The following is an 18,761-nucleotide window of genomic DNA, read 5'->3' on the forward strand; positions in this document are numbered from 1 at the left end:
TTCAGATGAAATAAAATTGATAAATGATTAACCATTAGATCAACATTTAGTTTGCAACTGACGAATAGAAATTTATTTTAAAATTTCGGGGATTATAACACTAATCCCCGAAATAATTTATCCTTTAAGAATTTCATTAATCAAATTAATCTCCTCAACGCTAAATTCTATATTATTTAAAGCCTTAATAGAATCTGTAATTTGTTCTGATTTACTTGCACCAATTAGTACAGATGTAATTCTATTATCTTTTAAAATCCATGATAATGCCATATGGGCTAGTTTCTGACCTCTTGATTTTGCTACTTCATTCAGTTTAGAAATAATTTCAATATTTGCTTTGGTAATGTTGCTTTCCTTTAAAAACACACCGCTAGTAGCAACTCTTGAATCTGCTGGGATGCCATTTAAATATTTGTCAGTTAACATTCCTTGAGCCAAAGGTGAAAAAGGAATACAACCAACGCCCGTATTTTCCAAAACATCAAGCAATCCATTTTCAACCCAACGATCAAACATCGAATATTTAGGCTGATGAATTAAACAATGTGTACCCATTTCTTTTAAAATATGGATTGCCTTTTCTGCCTCATGGGCTTCATAATTAGAAATACCAACGTAAAGTGCCTTTCCCTGTTGCACCATTAAACTTAAAGCAGCCATAGTTTCTTCTAATGGCGTTTCGGGATCAGGCCTATGGTGATAAAATATATCCACATAATCAAGCTTCATCCTTTTTAAGCTTTGATCCAAACTAGAAACCAAATACTTTTTTGAACCCCAATCGCCATAAGGCCCATCCCACATGGTATAACCAGCTTTACTCGAAATAATCATTTCATCTCGGTGATTTTTGAAATCGTCAGCTAGTATTTTACCAAAAACTTCTTCTGCTGATCCTGGAGGAGGACCATAATTATTTGCTAAATCAAAATGGGTAATCCCACTGTTAAAAGCTGTATAAATTAGATCCTTACTGTTTTTAAAAACATTTACATGCCCGAAATTATGCCATAAGCCCAGCGAAATAGCAGGTAATTTTAGTCCGCTTTTTCCACAACGGCGATACTGCATACTGCTGTAGCGATTTTCTGATATATATTGACTCATCTTTTTTATTTTGAAGAACAATGTTAAGTAGATTTTCGGAATTATTTTTCGGCAATAAATATTTAAAAATACACTCAATAAAGCATTGGGTATCGTTTTTGTTATAACTAAATCGATTTATTTGTATTCTTAAATTAATTTTTATATTTAGTTTTTATTATCAATGACCAATTTACCCTTAATATGAGTTTTAAAAAAATACTAGGTTTTGTTGCTCTTGCAAGTATTGCATTAACAGCCTGTCAATCTGAAAACAAAGAAGAAATATCTGTTGATGACATAAATACAGATACACTTAAGGTAGCAAAGCTAGTTCCTGATTCTTTTAAAAAGGACATAGATGGTAAGCAAACGGCACTTTATATCTTAAAAAATGCTAAAAATGCCGAAGCAGTTTTTACTAATTATGGCGGTCGTTTGGTGAGTCTTTCTGTTCCTAATCATGCAGGTAAAATGGTTGATGTTGTAGTAGGCTTTAAAAGTGTAAATGATTATATAAAATCAACAGAGCCCTATTTTGGTGCTACTATTGGCCGTTATGGAAACCGAATTGCTAAGGGAAAATTTACATTAGATGGAAAGGAATATACTTTGCCCACCAATAATGGGGTTAATACTTTGCACGGTGGCAATGCTGGCTTTCAGGCCGTAGTTTGGGATGCTAAGCAAATAGATGAACATACACTGGAACTTCATTATTTATCAAAAGATATGGAAGAGGGGTTTCCCGGCAATTTGGATGTTAAGGTTACTTATACTTTAACAGATGATAATGAATTAAAAATGGATTATGAAGCCAAAACCGATAAAAATACAGTCGTTAATTTAACTAATCATGCTTTTTTTAACTTAAATGGCGAAGGAAGCGGAAACATTTTGTATCATTCTATACAAATTTATGCCGATGAATACACGCCTGTTGATTCGACTTTAATCCCAACAGGGAAGATAGAAAAAGTAACAGGTACTCCTTTTGATTTTACTAAATTAACAAATATTGGAGCACGGATTCGTGATAAAGATCAGCAGCTAACCTATGGAAAAGGTTACGATCACAACTATGTATTAAACAAAACAAAAGGTTTAAATATGTTTCACGCAGCAACCGTAAAAGGAGATAAATCGGGTATTCTTATGGAAGTTTATACGCAAGAACCAGGTTTACAGTTTTATAGTGGCAACTTTATGCAAAGTAAAAACATATTTAAAACAGGAGCGAAGGATAAGTTTAGAACAGCATTTTGTTTAGAAACACAGCACTTTCCTGATTCTCCAAATCAGCCTAATTTTCCAAGCACTGTTTTAAAAGCCGGCGATATTTATAAAACCAGTTCCATTTATAAATTTAGCAATTAATTGAAAAATTGTAGTAGTAAATATGCTAATGAAAAGTAAAAGTTACTACTTTTTAAGTTAAATAGACGGTCAATTATGCTTCATTAATATTTGAAATTCGTAGGTTTGCAACATTAATAATACATTGCGGGCGGGATGGAATCAAATACAAGCCTGGTTGGGTACAAAAAAGATACCCTGCTAGAATTTTTTAATAAGCTACAGCCTTTAAAAGAGGAGGTAGTTTCTTTTGCTAAAAAAGAAACTTTTACAATAACAATTAAAAGAAATGAACTTTTAGATGTCATAACTCATTATAAAGATTGCATATTCTTTGTTCTTCAAGGGTTTATCAGGGGCTATATTGTTGAGGATAATAAGGAAATAACAACATCTTTAAATGGAGAACAATGCCTTATTGGGCAAATAAGGAGTCCTTCTATGTGTAAAGTGTTATATAATGAACATTTTCAAGCTTTAGAAGATACCACCCTTTTAGTTGCTCCTTACCATTTGATTGATTGCTTATATACCCATTTTCCTGAAACAAATGCCTTAGGCAGAAAATTACTCGCTATTCATTACCAAATTTCTTCCGAAAGATCAATTTTATCCAGAATACCTACTGCTGAAGCCAGATATAAACAGTTTGTCACAAATCACCCCGACCTTAACAATAGAGTATCTGTTAAAATTTTATCTAGTTATCTATGCATGCGTCTCGAAACTTTGAGCCGAATGAGAAGTAAAATCAAAAAAGATATTTAATCTATCTGTTAATCAGTAGCTTCTGATTTTATGAAGATCTTTTATTTATAATAAGTCTAAATAACTATATTTGCACACAATCATTAAGTAGATTTTGGCAGATAATACAGATAAAATACTTCCCGGTACTTTTAATCGCATTGATAAAGATTTGTTCGAGCGATCTTATGAGCTATATTGGGAAAAAGTTTATGCTGTTTGCTACAATAATATTCGCGAAGTAGAACCTGCAAAAGAAATGGTTCAGGATATTTTCAAATCTCTTTGGGAACGTAGAAGCGAGCTTGAGATACAAAATATTGAACACTATTTAATTCGTTCGGCTAAATTTAAAACTTTTGAGTACATAAGAAATAAAGTAAGCAGACAAAAACATGCCGAATTTCAAATGATGGATTGTTTAGAATCCAGTAATTGTACAGAAGAACAAGTTTTATTCAACAATTTAAAAGAAAAGGTTAATGTTCTGGTTGATACTTTACCATGCCAGTGCAAAAGGGTTTATAAAATGAGCAGGGAGCAAGGCCTTAGCAACAGAGAAATTGCAACCCTTCTTTATATTTCAGAAAGAGCTGTAGAATACCATATTACAAAGGCCATGGGCAAGCTTAAGGTAGGTTTGGCAAGCTATTAACTCAGGTCATTCAATCTTTTGACATTTCTTAACATAAAAACTTTACGGTACACTGTTTGTTATTTATATCTTTAAATAAAAAGTTAAAATTATGAAATGGTACAAATCAATCCCAATTATGCTAGTTTCAGTAGTGCTTATTCAAGGTTGTGTAAGCAATAAAAAGTACGCTGAACTAGAATCTACCTATTCGAAACTTCGTGAAAGAAATCAGGAACTAAGCGATAAATATCAAGATAGCCAGCGTGAATTATCAGGATCATCTAGTCGCGTAAAAAGTCTGGAAGAACAAATAAGATCCGAAAGGGCAAATGTAACCGCACTACAAGATGCCTTAAACAAGTGTTTATCATCAAGTAACCAAGGAAATGTGAACATATCTAAATTGGTTGATGAAATAAACAGCTCTAATAAATACATTCAGCAATTGGTAAATACCAAAAATAAAAGTGATTCACTTAATTTGGTGTTAACCAATAATTTAACAAGATCTTTAAGCCGTGAAGAAATGACTGATGTTGATGTTCAAGTGCTTAAAGGCGTAGTTTATATCTCTCTTTCAGATAATATGCTTTACAAATCAGGTAGTTATGAAATTTCTGATAAAGCAGGAGAAACTTTAAGTAAAATTGCAAAAATCATTACCGATTATCAAGGGTATGATGTGTTAATAGAAGGTAATACTGATAACGTGCCTATTTCGCAACCAAATATTCGTAATAATTGGGATTTAAGTGCGCTTAGAGCATCTTCGGTGGTACAAACTTTACAAAATAAATATGCTGTTGATCCTAAACGTTTAACAGCAGGTGGGCGAGGGGAATATAATCCTTTAGTGAGCAACGATAGTGCTGCAGGAAAAGCTAAAAATAGGCGTACACAAATTATCATAACCCCTAAACTAGATCAGTTTATGGAGTTAATTGGTAAAGCACCAGAAGCACAAAAATAATTAGAATCACCTAAAAAGGCTAAAACATACAAGTTTTAGCCTTTTTTATTTCATAATTTTTGATAAAAATAATCCCGGATTAATCCCTTTCCTAATTATATAGTCTGATAGATTTAAAAATATATAAGTCTCTATTTTTGTTTTAACAGCCTAATACTTTGAAGAAATGAACCCTGAAAATATTTATTCCAATGATAAGTGGGCAAATTACAACGGGATTTCGCCTTTAATATCAATTTTCAAAACTTTTCATCCACTCAGTTTGGAAATAGAACACATTATAAATACACAGACTTTTCCTGTGGTATTTAAAAAGAATAAGTTTATTTCATCACCACTTCATCGCAATAAGTATATTTTTTTGGTTTTAAAGGGCCTGGTAAGAGGTTATATGAAAAATGGAGAAAATGAAGTGACTACCTGGATGGCAAGAGAAAATGAATTAGTTGGAAATATTCGCAATTTTATGAATGAAGAACTTCCATCAGAGGAATATATTCAAACCATTGAAGAAGTAATTGCTGTGGCTGTTCCTATAAATATGACCCAGCAGCTGTATAATAATTTTGATATTGCAAATTACGTAGGTAGAAAAATGACGGAGCTTTATTACCTACAAGCTTGTGAAAGGGGGTTTATCTCCCGTTTACAATCCACTGAAAAAAAATACATTCGTTTTATTAAATCATATCCCGATTTGGTTGATCGGGCTCCGATAAAACATATCGCTTCTTTTTTAGGAATGAGAGTAGAAACACTTAGTCGATTAAGATCAAGATTGGAGCAAATAAGCTAAAACCTTTTAAGTGATATTTAAGCTTCAATAATTTAGGATAGTGTATTAGTAAAAACACTTTTTTCGTTGATTTTTTAATGGGCTATTATCTAAAAAATGCCCAAACTAACCTAACCATACATTAATTAAAAGAACAATTTTGGCATGATTGATGTAATTAATCGCCCTTTTATTAAAATTATATGAAAAACTTAAAAATTAAATTATTGTATATCAGTTGTTTGTAATCTTGTTTTGATTTTAGCAACTCTTTTACACTATTTAACATTTAACAATTATCTTTTTTTAAAAAAATATATATATTTGTTCTTACCCTTTCGAGGGTATGTTTTTCATAGGTAGATGTAGGGTCGAATACTTGTATTCGGCCCTTTTTTGTTTTATAAATCCTATTTTGTGCTGTTATGATAAAGAAGAAATTAATTGTTGCTATTACTGGAGCAAGCGGATCTATTTACGCTAAAGTATTATTTGATGAATTAACTAAGCTAAAAGATCAAATTGAAGCGGTTGGTGTGGTGATGAGTGATAATGCAAAAGAAGTTTGGGAATTTGAATTGGGTAATCAAGAATATAGCAACTATAACTTTACCTTTTATAGTAAAAATGATTTTAATGCACCATTTGCATCAGGATCGGCAAAATATGATACTATGATTATTGTACCATGCTCAATGGGAACACTAGGAAGAATAGCACATGGAATTTCAAATGATTTAATTTCCAGGGCTGCAGACGTTGTTTTAAAAGAACGCAGAAAATTAATAGCCGTAGTTCGCGATACGCCATTTAGCTTAATTCATATTAATAACATGAAAACGGTAACCGAAGCTGGAGGGATTATCTGCCCGGCAAATCCATCCTTTTATAGTTTACCAAAAAGTATGGAAGAAGTTGCCGGAACAGTGGTAAGCAGAGTTTTAGATCTTGCTGGTTTTGAACTAAATAGTTATCGTTGGCAAGAGAAATAACATCTTTTTTAAGGTAAAACTAGTATTTACAAACTCGCTAATAAATCGTGATTTGTTAATTTACTGTAAGTTTATATCAATCTAAAAACGTAATCCGACAATCTAAAATCAAAATTGTATCTTTGCAGGCTAAATGAAAAAGGTCGCATTTTATACATTAGGTTGTAAACTAAATTTCTCAGAAACGTCTACCATTGGTCGTTTATTTACCGATGCAGGTTATGGTGTGGTAGAGTTTCAAGATCAAGCTGATGTATATGTAATCAATACCTGCTCTGTTACGGAGCACGCTGATAAAAAATGCCGTAAAGTTGTTAAAGAAGCTTTAAAGCATTCTCCAAATGCTTATATTACTATTGTTGGCTGTTATGCACAGTTAAAGCCACAAGAAATTGCCGAAATTGAAGGCGTTGATATGGTTTTAGGTGCAGCGGAAAAATTTAGAATTGTTGAATTTATTTCTGATTTAACAAAACAACCAAAAGCAGTTGTTCACCAGCAAAGTATAGAAAAAGTAAACCATAATTTTATTGCTTCATATTCTATTGGAGATCGTACGCGTACTTTTTTAAAAGTTCAGGATGGTTGTGATTACCCTTGTACTTATTGCACCATTCCATTAGCACGTGGCGCTAGCAGAAGTGATACTATAGAAAATGTAGTAAATCGGGCTAAGATAGTTGCCGAAAGTGGTGTTAAGGAAATTGTTTTAACAGGAGTAAATCTTGGCGATTTTGGCATCCGTAATGGAAACCGTGAAGATAAGTTTTTTGATTTGGTAAAGGCTCTAGATGAAGTGGAAGGGATCGAAAGAATCAGGATCTCATCTATCGAACCTAATCTTTTAAGCAATGAAATTATTGAGTTTGTTGCTCAATCAAAGCGTTTTGTACCTCACTTTCATATTCCTTTGCAATCAGGTTCTGATAAAATTTTAGGTTTAATGCGCCGTCGTTATCGTAGAGATTTATATGTAGAACGTGTTGCTAAAATTAAAGAAGTAATGCCACACTGCTGTATCGGTGTAGATGTTATTGTGGGCTTCCCAGGCGAAACTAAAGAGGATTTCTTGGATACTTATCAGTTTTTAAATCAACTGGATATCTCTTATTTACACGTGTTTACCTACTCGGAGAGGGAGTTAACACCAGCTGCTGATATGAAAGGTGTGGTAACCGGTAGCGAGCGTAACGAAAGAAGTAAGATGCTTCATATTTTATCAGATAAAAAAAGACGGGCATTTTATGAATCTCAAATTGGTAGTAACGCCGAAGTTCTTTTTGAAGCAGATCATAAAGCTGGTTATATGCACGGTTTTACTAAAAACTACGTTAAAGTTAGAGCTAAGTACGATCCTGTTATGGTTAATGAATTAAAAGCGGTTAAGCTTTTAGAAATTACTGCCGATGGAGAAGTAGAAGTTGCCGAACTGGAAACGGCTTACGCACATCATTAAGAAGAAAATTCATAAAGTTTTATTGCATTTCTCAATTTGTGGGTTTTATAGGTCTTTAAATGGCTTTTATATTACCTTATCTTAAAACTTTGTTCGGTTTTACATCTATCTTTAGTGTTTAGCCTTTCAGCTTTCTTTACTATCTTCGCAACAAATAATTTTTATGTTTCCTACCGTTTCGCATTTCCTACAATATTTATTTGGCATCAATTTGCCACTGCCCTTTAATACTTTTGGTGTTTTTGTTGCACTTGCATTTGTTACGGGTTATTGGGCTTTTACTCAAGAATTAAAACGTAAAGAGGCTTTAGGGATTCTTCACCCTGTGAAAAGAACAATTACTATAGGTAAAAAAGCAACCACTACTGAGTTAATTTTTAATGGCTTATTCGGTTTTATTATCGGTTATAAATTGGTTTACGCACTGCTTAACTATAGTTTGTTTGTAAGCGATGCCCAAACGGTTTTATTATCTGCAAAAGGAAATGTTATTGGTGGTTTGTTTTTTGCTGGTTTATTTGCTTACTGGGATTACAAAGAGAAAGATAAGCATAAGCTAGCCACGCCTAAAGATACTGTTGTAACCATACATCCATATCAGTTAATGAGTAATATGATTGTATGGGCTGCCATTTGGGGATTTTTAGGTGCAAAATTCTTTGATAACTTGGAATATTGGGATGATTTTGTTCAGCACCCGATTGATAGACTTTTATCTTTTAGTGGTTTAACTTTTTATGGTGGTTTAATTTGTGGTGGTGCTGCAGTTTTATACATAGCTAAAAAAAATAACATTAAGCCTTTGCACATGTTGGATGTTGGTGGACCAGGAATGATGCTTGCTTATGCGGTGGGGCGTATTGGCTGCCATTTAGCAGGTGATGGCGATTGGGGAATTGTAAATAATAACCCAAAACCATTTTCATGGTTGCCAGATTGGCTTTGGTCGTATAAATATCCAAATAATGTAGTAGGTGAGGGGATTCCGATTCCTGGCTGTACTGGAAAATTTTGCAATGAACTGGCTCAAGGTGTTTATCCAACCCCAATTTACGAAGTAATTATCTGCTTAATCCTTTTCGCTTTTCTTTGGAGCATCAGAGATAAAATAAAAGCACCAGGCTTAATGTTTGGAATTTATATGATTTTAAACGGTGTTGAACGTTTCTGTATCGAGTTAATCCGTGTAAACTCAAAATATCATGTGCTTGGTTTACCACCATTTACACAAGCAGAAATGATCTCTACATTTTTAGTTTTTGGCGGTATTATACTTTGTGCTTATTCGCTAAGAAATAAAAATAAATTGGCTTAGGCCGATTATTAATTAACCAAAATTCTACTTTAAATCATTTAAGGATATGGATTACGAATTACTCTGTAATAAGGTAATTTCAATTGTTAGACTTACGGCTAATTTCATCCGTAAAGAATCTATGCAATTTGACGCTGCAAAAATCGAATATAAAGGACTAAATGATATGGTTTCTTATGTAGATAAAACCGCAGAAGAGAAATTGGTTCGCAATCTTGAAAAATTAATCCCTGATGCTGGTTTTTTAACCGAAGAGAAAACCATAAATAAGGTAGGTAAAACGTATACTTGGATTATTGATCCACTTGATGGTACAACAAACTTTATTCATGGTATACCAACATATGCCATTAGTATCGCTTTGTACGAGGATGATAAAGCTGTATTAGGCGTTGTGTACGAAATAAATAGAGGAGAAATGTTTTATGCCTACAAAGGTAGTTCAGCTTTCCTTAATAAAAAGGAAATTAGTGTTTCTGTAAATCCTGATTTAAAATCGAGTTTACTCGCTACAGGTTTTCCATACTACCAGTTTGATAAGCAAGAACAATATTTAAAGTTATTAGCAGAAATGATGCAAAAAACGCATGGTTTACGTCGCATTGGCTCTGCTGCAACCGATTTAATTTATGTGGCTTGCGGTCGTTTCGATGCTTTTTTTGAATATAATCTTCAACAATGGGATTTTGCTGCCGGATGTTTTATTGTTCAGCAAGCAGGTGGAGAGGTTCTGGATTTCTCCGGAGGAAATGATTTCTTTAATAAGAGAGAAATACTAGCCACCAATGGTAAGTTAACTACCGAAATCCTTACTTCTATAAAAAAGTATTTCTAAGGATTTCTTTTGAAGTCTGAACTAAATTTCCTTATAAATAAAAAGGCTTACTAATTTCTTAGTAAGCCTTTTTATTTATGTACTATGAAAAATGCTCTATTATAATGCTTCTGATACTACATCAGTAACCTCAGGAACCATTCTTTGTAGTAAGTTTTGAATACCTGATTTTAACGTTAATGTAGAAGAAGGACAACCGCTACAAGATCCACGCAATTCTACCGTTACTACACCTTCATCGAAAGATTTGTAGCTAATTGCGCCACCATCCTGCTCAACCGCAGGGCGAACGTAGTCATGTAAAATTTGCTGAATTTTAATTTCGGTTTCAGTACCTTCAAAGCTAGGGGCTTCTTCAGTAGTTGCATCCTTAATTTTTAATTCAGATTCAACAGCACCTTTAACAAATTCTTTCAAAATGGCTTCAATATCAGCCCATTCTGCATCTTCTGTTTTAGTTATTGTTACAAAGTTGCTGGCAAAAAATACACCAGAAACAAAGTTAAATTTGTATAACTCTTTTGCAAAAGGAGAGTGTTCAGCGCTTTCTTTAGTAGCAAAATCCTCGCTACCATTAATTAACAGCTTATTAACCATGAATTTCATGGTTGCTGGGTTAGGAGTTTGTTCTGTATATACGTTAATCGTCATGTCTTAATCAATTTGAATAAACAAAATTAAACAATTACTCATTAATAAAGCTTGGCACTGCTGTCTGTTTAGCGTCAATTTAATTTAACCTAAAAAACACCTGTATAATTAAACGGCGTAATCGTTCTTAACTGTACCTTAATACTTTCTGCAACAGATAAACCTTCAATAAATTCGGCAATACTAGCAGCATTTATTTTAGAATTGGTTCTAGTCAACTCCTTTAAGGCCTCATATGGATTAGGATAATTCTCTCTACGTAAAACGGTTTGAATAGCTTCAGCAACTACAGCCCAGTTATCATCTAAATCAGCATGAAGTGCAGCCTCATTTAATAAAATTTTATTTAAACCACGCAAAGTTGATTGTATTGCAATAAGTGTATGACCAAACGGAACACCAACGTTTCTCAATACTGTTGAGTCAGTTAAATCTCTCTGCAGGCGAGAAATAGGTAATTTAGCCGCAAAAAACTCAAATAAGGCATTAGCGATTCCAGCGTTTCCTTCGGCATTTTCAAAATCAATTGGATTAACTTTATGTGGCATAGCAGATGAACCAATTTCTCCTGCTTTAATTTTTTGCTTAAAGTAGTTTTTAGAAATGTACGTCCAAATATCTCTATCTAAATCTATAATAATGTTGTTAATACGTTTTAAAGCATCACATTGTGCTGCAAATTGATCGTAGTGTTCAATTTGTGTCGTGTGCTGTGCTCTGGTTAATCCTAAAGTATTATTTACAAAATCGTTTGAAAAATCTACCCAATTTACCTGTGGATAGGCAATATGGTGTGCATTGAAATTTCCTGTTGCTCCACCAAATTTCGCGTTATTAGGAATGGCTTTTAAATTATTTAGCTGTATGCTTAAACGCTCAGCAAATACTAAAAACTCTTTACCTAATTTAGTAGGAGAAGCAGGTTGCCCATGTGTGTGTGCAAGCATTGGTATATCTTTCCATTCAATAGCTAAAGCATTAATTTTTTCAATTAATGTATCAATAGCTGGATAGTAACTTTCGTTTAAAGCTAATTTAATTGAGAAAGGAATAGCTGTATTATTAATGTCTTGTGAGGTTAAACCAAAATGGATAAACTCTTTATAATCTTGCAATGAAAGCGCATCGAATTTACTTTTAATAAAATATTCTACAGCTTTCACATCGTGATTGGTTACTTTTTCAGTTTCCTTAATTTCTAATGCATCAGCTTCAGAAAAGTTTTCGTGTATTTTACGTAATTCAGCATATAAACTTTTATCAAAGTTTTCTAAGCCGGGTAAATTAATTTCGCAAAGAGCGATGAAATATTCAATTTCTACAAAAACACGATATTTGATCAGCGCTTGTTCTGAAAAGTAAGAAGCTAAACTTTCAGTTGTTTTTCTGTAACGGCCATCAACAGGTGAAATAGCTTGTAGTGCGGTTAAATTCATTATGCGGATTATATTTTGCGCAAATTTACTACAATTGATGGATTTTAAGGTCTTAACCGTAAAGAAATGGTATAAAACAAAAAAGTCCTGATTTACATCAAGACTTTCTTTTGCCGTACTAAAGGTTTATTAATGTTTAACTTCAGTTTTAGTAGTTGTAGTTTTAACAGTAGTATCTTTTTTAGAAGTATCAGCTTTAACTGTAGTATCAACTTTGTTTGTATCAGTAACGATAGTAGAAGAATCAGTTAAAGTAGTATCTGAACCTTCAGCTTTTTTTTCTGATTTACAAGCAACAACTGATAAAGATAAAGCTAAAGCTAAAAAGCCTAATTTGAATGCATTTTTCATTTTTTGAATTTTTTTAAAGTAATTAATTAATTTACTGTTTAATGCCGCAAAGGTAAAAAGGTAACCCGATATTTTTAAAAAAAAATAAAATAATTTTTGTCTGCCTATTTTGGGTTACCGTTTAACAGGTATTGTATTAAGCATTATAGCAGCTCTAAATATTTTTGTCTGCCTATTTTGGGTTACCGTTTAACAGGTATTGTATTAAGCATTATAGCAGCTCTAAATATTTTTGTCTAATATTGGGTTACTATTTACAGAAAAAGGTATTAATTGGTGAATAACAGTTTAAACAGTTCAGTTCCAACAGATAGAGAGGTTATTTTAGGTATTCTAAATAACTCTGAGGATACATTAAATAAGTTGTACAAAGGGTATTTTGCGATGATTTTGCAGTTTATCCTTAATAATAACGGTAATGAAGATGATGCAAAAGATGTTTATCAGGAAGCCATTATTATATTGTATAATAAAATTAAAGAGGGAAATTTTGAACTTAGCAGTAAGCTTAAAACTTACATTTACTCGGTTTGCCGTCGTATTTGGCTAAAAAAATTGAGCCAAAACAGTAAAAAGGCAGGTAACATTACAGATTACGAAGATGTATTTGTTGTGGAGGAAGATGTAGATTACCATGAAGAGAAAGATTTGCAGTTTGTGAAAATGCAATCGGCACTAGATCATCTTGGTGAGCCTTGTAAAACTATTATTCAGGATTTTTATATTAACAATTTATCCATGCAGGATATTTGTGAAAAATTTGGTTATACCAACACGGATAATGCCAAAACGCAAAAATATAAGTGCCTGCAAAGGTTAAAGAAAATATTTTTTCAACCATAATAATTGAAATGAGAAACGATTTAGAGTTAGATGCAATTATTGAAGATTATCTTTTAGGTAAACTTAACCCACGAGAAACTGAGGCTTTTGAACAACTGCGTCGAAATGATGCTGCTGTTGATCATAAAGTGGTTTCGCATAAGGTATTTTTACAATCTATGAAAGATTTTGCTGTTCAATTGCGCTTAAAAGAACAATTAAATAGTATCCATTCAGAAATTGATGTTGAAAAATTAGCTTCTGAATTAAGGCCACATCCTTCACGTATTGTTAAAATGTGGCGTAAAAATAAAGCGGCTATATCTATAGCGGCATCCTTTGTTCTATTATCCTTAGTATCTATATATTCACTTCAACACAACAGCCAACAAACAGATCGTTTGGTGCAAATGCGTATGGAAGTAAATAATATCAAGAAATCTCAAAGTAATTTAATCAGGAATATTAAAACCAGTACAACACAAGCTAATCAAAGCCCTAAGGCAATTAACCCAGGTAATTTTGGGGGTACAGGTTTTGCAATTTCTTCAAATGGTTATATTTTAACTAATCTGCATGTTATAAACGGTGCTGATTCAGTTTACATTCAAAATAATAAAGGAGAATCTTTTAAAGTTAAAACCGTTTATTCTGATCCTCAGTATGATATTGCCATACTGAAAATTAACGATAAGAGTTTCGATAACTTATCGGCTTTGCCTTATACCATTAAAAGAAATGGAACTGGCGTAGGAGAGAATGTTTATACACTGGGCTATCCGAAAGATGACGCTGTTTTGGGCGACGGTTATATTAGTTCAAAAAATGGCTTTACAGGCGATACTACTCAATATCAAGTTTCTATTCCTGTTAATCCAGGTAATAGTGGTGGACCATTATTGGATAATAATGGAAACCTTGTAGGTGTAATTAGCGCAAAAAATTTAGCAGACGGTGCTGCCTTTGCAATTAAATCAAAATATATTTTAGAAGCCATGAGAGCAATTCCACAAGATTCTTTAGGAAAGAAACTTAGTGCAAATAAGAAAAGCGCTCTTGCTGGATTAAAACGTACCAAACAAATTGAAAAATTACAGGATTACGTTTTTATGATTAAGGCTTATTAATTTACCCAAATAAATTAATTTTCTTGAAACCTTGTAGGCTAAGCCCTTCAAGGTTTTTTTTATTTATAATCTGAGTGTTTAAAATAATATAAAATCTATGTATTTAGTATAGTATTGTTTAAGTTTGTGTTAATCCAATAATTTAATTAATATTATTATGAGTATTAGACTAGGCGATACCGCACCGAATTTTAAGGCCAATACATCCATTGGTGAAATAGATTTTTATAATTTCTTAGGCGATAGCTGGGGTGTTTTATTTTCTCATCCTGCAGATTATACACCTGTTTGTACTACTGAGCTTGGGCGTACGGCTGCATTAAAGAACGAATTTGAAAAGCGTAATGTTAAGGTTTTGGCTTTGAGTGTTGATACAGCTGAATCTCATAAGGGCTGGATTAACGATATTAACGAAACTCAAAATACATCTGTAGAGTTTCCTATTATTGCCGATCCGGATAAAACCGTTGCTAACCTTTACGATATGATTCATCCAAATGCATCAGAAACATTAACAGTAAGGTCTTTATTTGTAATTAGCCCTGATAAAAAGGTTAAATTAACTATTACCTATCCTGCATCAACTGGAAGAAATTTTAATGAGGTTTTAAGGGTTATTGATTCTTTACAACTTACAGCCAACTATAGCGTGGCTACACCTGCAGATTGGAAGGATGGGGAAGATGTTATTGTTGTAAATAGTATTAAAACGGAAGATATTCCTGCTAAATTTCCTAAAGGACATCAGGTTATTAAGCCATATTTACGCACAACGCCACAACCAAATAAGTAATTTTAGGGTTTTTGCAACTTTATTGTGTTATAACTTTAAACCATTTCAATTATTTATGTAAATTATTATATTTGGTTGTTTTGTTTCAATATTAACGCTCACTTAATAGATTCTTTTTCGATTCGTTTAGAGTAAATGCTGATCAAGGCAAAAATCATCCTATTTATTTTATATATTTTTTTATTTTTTATGGCGAACGGAAAAGTTAAGTGGTTTAACACTCAAAAAGGCTTTGGATTTATTGTAACTGATGACAATAAAGATTTATTTGTGCATTTTAAAGATGTTTTAGGTGGAATTAATAGTATTCAAGAAAACGATGATGTTGAATACGAAGTTGCTGAAGGCAGAAAAGGCTTACAAGCTATTAATGTAAAAAAAGTTTAATTAATTATACTTGTTTACAACCTATTTAAAAGCCACTCTATTATTGAGGGGCTTTTTTTGCGTTAATAATATTGTATAATCTGTGCCCTTATAATAATATTTCCGCTATTTGCAGCTTTTGTGAAAATTAAAAATTGGTTCTGAGCTGGCTTGATCTTATATTTTTTTACTAGATCCTCAGGTTTGGATGGATAATTTCTAACAATTACATTGGCATTTAAGTGTTGCAATTTTTTAAGTTGACTGCTTAAAAGAATTTCTTCAACTTTAAAGATCCTTCCAGGAAATTCAGCATGAACTTCTTTCGCAATATATAGTTGAGTTTGGGCATCGAGCTTTGTTAATTTATACCGCTCAGCAATTAAGTTAAATGCGCCCGATTTTAAAAGTGCTGCATCGGGCTCGTATAAATAATCGCCTTCAAAAACCTCTTGCGTATAATTTATACTTATATCAGATTCTGATTTTAAGAAGCTAAAGGTTTTTACGGCTTCATTTAATGTTGTTGCTATAAATTTTGTTTCCCCAACAAAATCGCTATCAATAACCCAAAGAATTTCCTTGCATTCATTTTTAAGGCTTATTATATGTATTTCACTAACCTTTCCAAGCTCTTTTAGTCCAGCAGTTAAATCTAAAAGTGGTGCTGTTTTTATAATTAGCCTTTTGGATTTTGATAAAATTAAATCGAGGTTTGAAATCACGTCAGGTGTACAATCTTTAAGTATAAAAACTTTACCCTTTTCTGCTCTTCGTGCTGGGTCGATGTAAATGGTATCAAAAATTTGCTTACTACCTTTAATATACTCTAAGCCATCAACAGCACAAAATATTATGTTATCAGCTTTTAAAACCTTTGCGTTGTGACGAGCAATTTCTGATAAATCATCATTAATTTCACAATGGATAACTTCTTTTGTCACTTTTGAAAAGAAAAAAGCATCCACGCCAAAACCACCTGTCAAATCAATTAATAAATTACCTTTTGCAAGTTTAGCCTTATGTTGCGCTGTGATCTCTGATGAGGTTTGCTCTATAGAAAGCGGTGGTGGATAATAAATATTTGGTGTATTAAACCAAGATGGTAGCTTTTTTTCCGATTTCTTTTTAGCCGTAATTTGTCCAGCTAATTCAGCAGAGGTAATGTTTTCAAATAAACTTTTAGATAAAGCAATTTGATTTACATCAGCATTTAAGTTTTTACTGATATAATCCTGTACTGCTTTATCTAAAATATTTTTATTCATTTGTAGCTTTATTTTTCATAACCATTTGGCAGGTATAACGACTTTTAACCTCAAGTAAAATGTCCTTATTTACTGTAACACGATCTATCGTTTGCTGGTTATAATACCTAATGGTTACCAATTCAAGCCCTTTGTTATACTTTATCGTGAAATTGTGAGATAAATCAGCGATTAACTTTTCAATTTTACGTTCGTTATCATCAATACTTACAGAAAAACTGATGGCAGAATTTAGCATCGTATTTATCTTGATTTGATGTTTATGGAAAAGTTCAAAAATATTGCTTAAGTTTTCTTCAATAATGAATGAATAATCTTTAGGTAAAATGGATATCAAAGCCTGGTTAATCTTAAAAATAAAAGATGGAACAGGTAAGGGGTTGCTATCCTTTGTAATGGCTGTACCGGTAGTTTCTGGCTCTATAAATGAACGTACAAATAACGGTATGTTTTTATTTTGTAGTGGTTTAATCGTTTTTGGGTGAATAACCGTTGCACCATAATAAGTTAGTTCAATGGCATCATGGTAAGATAGTTGAGGAATTTTTTCTGTATCATCAAACCACTTCGGATCTGCATTTAAAACTCCAGGAACATCTTTCCAAATGGTGAGCGCTGCTGCATTTAAGCAAGAAGCAAAAATAGCTGCCGAATAATCAGAGCCTTCTCTCCCTAAGGTAGTGGTATAGTTTTCACTCGTTCCGCCAATAAAACCCTGTGTTACAATTATATTATTTTCAAGCAAAGGCAATAAATCCCTTTGAATAATTTGATTTGTTTTTTCCCAATCTACTTTCCCTTCACGGTAGGTATTATCGGTTTGAATATAGTTTCTGGCATCAGCCCAAAGTGCTTTATTCCCAGTTTCATTTAACCATGCAGCTACAATTTTGGTAGATACAACCTCGCCTATGGATACAATTTGATCGTAAATGTAATCATCGTTATTATCAGGTTCATCCTCAATAAGCCAATCAATTTCTACAAATGTGTTGGCTACATCGTTATAAACAGGATTGGTTTTATTTTCGAAAAGATCTTCAATAATGCTAAAATGAAAGTGCTTAATCTCCTCAAAAATAGCATGTGCTTCATCATTTTGAGCCAAATATGCTTGGGTAAGTTCTTCCAGTTTATTGGTCATTTTGCCCATTGCAGATATTACAATCAGCAGATTTCCTTTTTTATAATCCCGAACAATATTAGCCAGGTTTTTTATACCTGCGGCATCCTTAACTGAGGCACCTCCAAATTTAAAAATATCCATATTTTAAAATGCCTTTACTTGTGTTTTAGAAAGTGATGCGTTTAACCAACCGTTTTCCAAATCAGCACTATACTTGTTATAAAAATTAATTGCAGGCTCATTCCAATCTAAAACTTGCCATACCATTCCGTTGTAGTTTCCTTCTTTTGCCTCTTCAACAACCTTTTCAAAAAGGATTTTACCAATGCCCTTACCGCGATATTCTTCTGTAACGATAAAATCTTCAAGGTACAATCTGCATCCTTTCCAGGTAGAATATCTGGTATAGAACAGCGCAAAGCCAATAATTTCATTATCAATTTCGGCAACGTAAGCTTTCCAAACTGGTTTTAAGCCAAAGCCGGCATCAATAAATTCTTCTAAAGTTACGGTTACCTCTTCTGGTGCTTTTTCATAAACTGCCAGCTCATTAATTAGTTCTAATAATCTTTCACAATCCGTAGCACGTGCAGTTCTAATATTTGTATTCATTTTATGTTATTCGTTTTTATGGAGCGCTTAAACCTTT

At 32.7% G+C, this 18,761-nt stretch carries 20 protein-coding genes; 13 read left to right on the forward strand and 7 right to left on the reverse strand.

The window, feature by feature from the left end:
* Nucleotides 1-117 precede the first annotated feature (117 nt).
* Nucleotides 118-1,110: an L-glyceraldehyde 3-phosphate reductase gene (gene mgrA, locus EHC72_RS05465; RefSeq protein ID WP_131536661.1), complete on the reverse strand. Its 993-nt coding sequence runs from the start codon at nucleotides 1,108-1,110 to the stop codon at nucleotides 118-120.
* A gap of 183 nt (nucleotides 1,111-1,293) precedes the next feature.
* On the opposite strand from mgrA, the gene EHC72_RS05470 reads away from it, so the two are divergent.
* The 9 genes from EHC72_RS05470 (at nucleotide 1,294) to EHC72_RS05510 (ending at nucleotide 10,172) form a co-directional block, all read left to right on the forward strand.
* Nucleotides 1,294-2,466 (forward strand): aldose epimerase family protein, encoded by a 1,173-nt coding sequence (locus tag EHC72_RS05470; RefSeq protein WP_131536662.1) that lies wholly within the window; start codon nucleotides 1,294-1,296, stop codon nucleotides 2,464-2,466.
* A gap of 135 nt (nucleotides 2,467-2,601) precedes the next feature.
* Nucleotides 2,602-3,213 (forward strand): Crp/Fnr family transcriptional regulator, encoded by a 612-nt coding sequence (locus EHC72_RS05475; RefSeq protein ID WP_131536663.1) that lies wholly within the window; start codon nucleotides 2,602-2,604, stop codon nucleotides 3,211-3,213.
* 94 nt (nucleotides 3,214-3,307) lie between these two features.
* Nucleotides 3,308-3,847, forward strand: a complete 540-nt coding sequence (locus EHC72_RS05480) for a sigma-70 family RNA polymerase sigma factor (RefSeq protein ID WP_233166797.1) — start codon at nucleotides 3,308-3,310, stop codon at nucleotides 3,845-3,847.
* A gap of 91 nt (nucleotides 3,848-3,938) precedes the next feature.
* Nucleotides 3,939-4,799 (forward strand): OmpA/MotB family protein, encoded by an 861-nt coding sequence (locus EHC72_RS05485; protein WP_131536664.1) that lies wholly within the window; start codon nucleotides 3,939-3,941, stop codon nucleotides 4,797-4,799.
* A gap of 166 nt (nucleotides 4,800-4,965) precedes the next feature.
* Nucleotides 4,966-5,595, forward strand: a complete 630-nt coding sequence (locus EHC72_RS05490; RefSeq protein ID WP_131536665.1) for a Crp/Fnr family transcriptional regulator — start codon at nucleotides 4,966-4,968, stop codon at nucleotides 5,593-5,595.
* Between the two features lie 404 nt (nucleotides 5,596-5,999).
* Nucleotides 6,000-6,566, forward strand: a complete 567-nt coding sequence (locus EHC72_RS05495) for a UbiX family flavin prenyltransferase (RefSeq protein WP_131536666.1) — start codon at nucleotides 6,000-6,002, stop codon at nucleotides 6,564-6,566.
* Between the two features lie 133 nt (nucleotides 6,567-6,699).
* On the forward strand, nucleotides 6,700-8,022 hold the full coding sequence (gene mtaB, locus EHC72_RS05500; RefSeq protein ID WP_131536667.1) for a tRNA (N(6)-L-threonylcarbamoyladenosine(37)-C(2))-methylthiotransferase MtaB: 1,323 nt from the start codon (nucleotides 6,700-6,702) through the stop codon (nucleotides 8,020-8,022).
* 163 nt (nucleotides 8,023-8,185) lie between these two features.
* Nucleotides 8,186-9,337 (forward strand): prolipoprotein diacylglyceryl transferase, encoded by a 1,152-nt coding sequence (locus EHC72_RS05505; protein ID WP_131536668.1) that lies wholly within the window; start codon nucleotides 8,186-8,188, stop codon nucleotides 9,335-9,337.
* A 46-nt stretch (nucleotides 9,338-9,383) separates the two neighbouring features.
* A complete protein-coding gene (locus tag EHC72_RS05510; RefSeq protein ID WP_131536669.1) occupies nucleotides 9,384-10,172 on the forward strand; it encodes an inositol monophosphatase family protein in 789 nt (262 codons plus the stop codon).
* Nucleotides 10,173-10,271: 99 nt separating this feature from the next.
* On the opposite strand, the gene EHC72_RS05515 is transcribed toward EHC72_RS05510, so the two are convergent.
* From EHC72_RS05515 to EHC72_RS05525, 3 genes are all read right to left on the reverse strand, one after another.
* The gene (locus tag EHC72_RS05515; RefSeq protein ID WP_131536670.1) at nucleotides 10,272-10,823 is read right to left on the reverse strand and encodes a NifU family protein; all 552 of its coding nucleotides are present in this window, start codon (nucleotides 10,821-10,823) and stop codon (nucleotides 10,272-10,274) included.
* Between the two features lie 89 nt (nucleotides 10,824-10,912).
* A complete protein-coding gene (purB, locus tag EHC72_RS05520; RefSeq protein ID WP_131536671.1) occupies nucleotides 10,913-12,259 on the reverse strand; it encodes an adenylosuccinate lyase in 1,347 nt (448 codons plus the stop codon).
* A 129-nt stretch (nucleotides 12,260-12,388) separates the two neighbouring features.
* Nucleotides 12,389-12,610: a hypothetical protein gene (locus EHC72_RS05525; RefSeq protein ID WP_131536672.1), complete on the reverse strand. Its 222-nt coding sequence runs from the start codon at nucleotides 12,608-12,610 to the stop codon at nucleotides 12,389-12,391.
* Nucleotides 12,611-12,886: 276 nt separating this feature from the next.
* Between EHC72_RS05525 and EHC72_RS05530 the strand changes: the two genes are divergently transcribed.
* The 4 genes from EHC72_RS05530 (at nucleotide 12,887) to EHC72_RS05545 (ending at nucleotide 15,739) form a co-directional block, all read left to right on the forward strand.
* Nucleotides 12,887-13,453, forward strand: coding sequence for an RNA polymerase sigma factor (locus EHC72_RS05530; protein ID WP_131536673.1), 567 nt, complete (start codon nucleotides 12,887-12,889; stop codon nucleotides 13,451-13,453).
* Between the two features lie 8 nt (nucleotides 13,454-13,461).
* A complete protein-coding gene (locus tag EHC72_RS05535; RefSeq protein WP_131536674.1) occupies nucleotides 13,462-14,559 on the forward strand; it encodes a S1C family serine protease in 1,098 nt (365 codons plus the stop codon).
* 157 nt (nucleotides 14,560-14,716) lie between these two features.
* Nucleotides 14,717-15,352 (forward strand): peroxiredoxin, encoded by a 636-nt coding sequence (locus EHC72_RS05540; RefSeq protein ID WP_131536675.1) that lies wholly within the window; start codon nucleotides 14,717-14,719, stop codon nucleotides 15,350-15,352.
* Nucleotides 15,353-15,541: 189 nt separating this feature from the next.
* Nucleotides 15,542-15,739: a cold-shock protein gene (locus EHC72_RS05545; RefSeq protein ID WP_131536676.1), complete on the forward strand. Its 198-nt coding sequence runs from the start codon at nucleotides 15,542-15,544 to the stop codon at nucleotides 15,737-15,739.
* Between the two features lie 62 nt (nucleotides 15,740-15,801).
* Here the strand turns inward: EHC72_RS05545 and EHC72_RS05550 are convergent, their stop codons facing one another.
* From EHC72_RS05550 to EHC72_RS05560, 3 genes are read right to left on the reverse strand one after another with little or no spacing between them, the layout of a single operon-like run.
* The gene (locus EHC72_RS05550; RefSeq protein WP_131536677.1) at nucleotides 15,802-16,986 is read right to left on the reverse strand and encodes a class I SAM-dependent methyltransferase; all 1,185 of its coding nucleotides are present in this window, start codon (nucleotides 16,984-16,986) and stop codon (nucleotides 15,802-15,804) included.
* Complete coding sequence (locus tag EHC72_RS05555; RefSeq protein ID WP_131536678.1) at nucleotides 16,979-18,253, reverse strand: aspartate kinase; 1,275 nt, start codon at nucleotides 18,251-18,253, stop codon at nucleotides 16,979-16,981. Before EHC72_RS05555 ends, EHC72_RS05550 begins: the two co-directional genes overlap by 8 nt.
* A 3-nt stretch (nucleotides 18,254-18,256) precedes the next feature.
* The gene (locus EHC72_RS05560; protein ID WP_131536679.1) at nucleotides 18,257-18,724 is read right to left on the reverse strand and encodes a GNAT family N-acetyltransferase; all 468 of its coding nucleotides are present in this window, start codon (nucleotides 18,722-18,724) and stop codon (nucleotides 18,257-18,259) included.
* Nucleotides 18,725-18,761: the final 37 nt, after the last annotated feature.

It is taken from the genome of Pedobacter nototheniae, assembly GCF_004335085.1.
Classification (GTDB): domain Bacteria; phylum Bacteroidota; class Bacteroidia; order Sphingobacteriales; family Sphingobacteriaceae; genus Pedobacter; species Pedobacter nototheniae.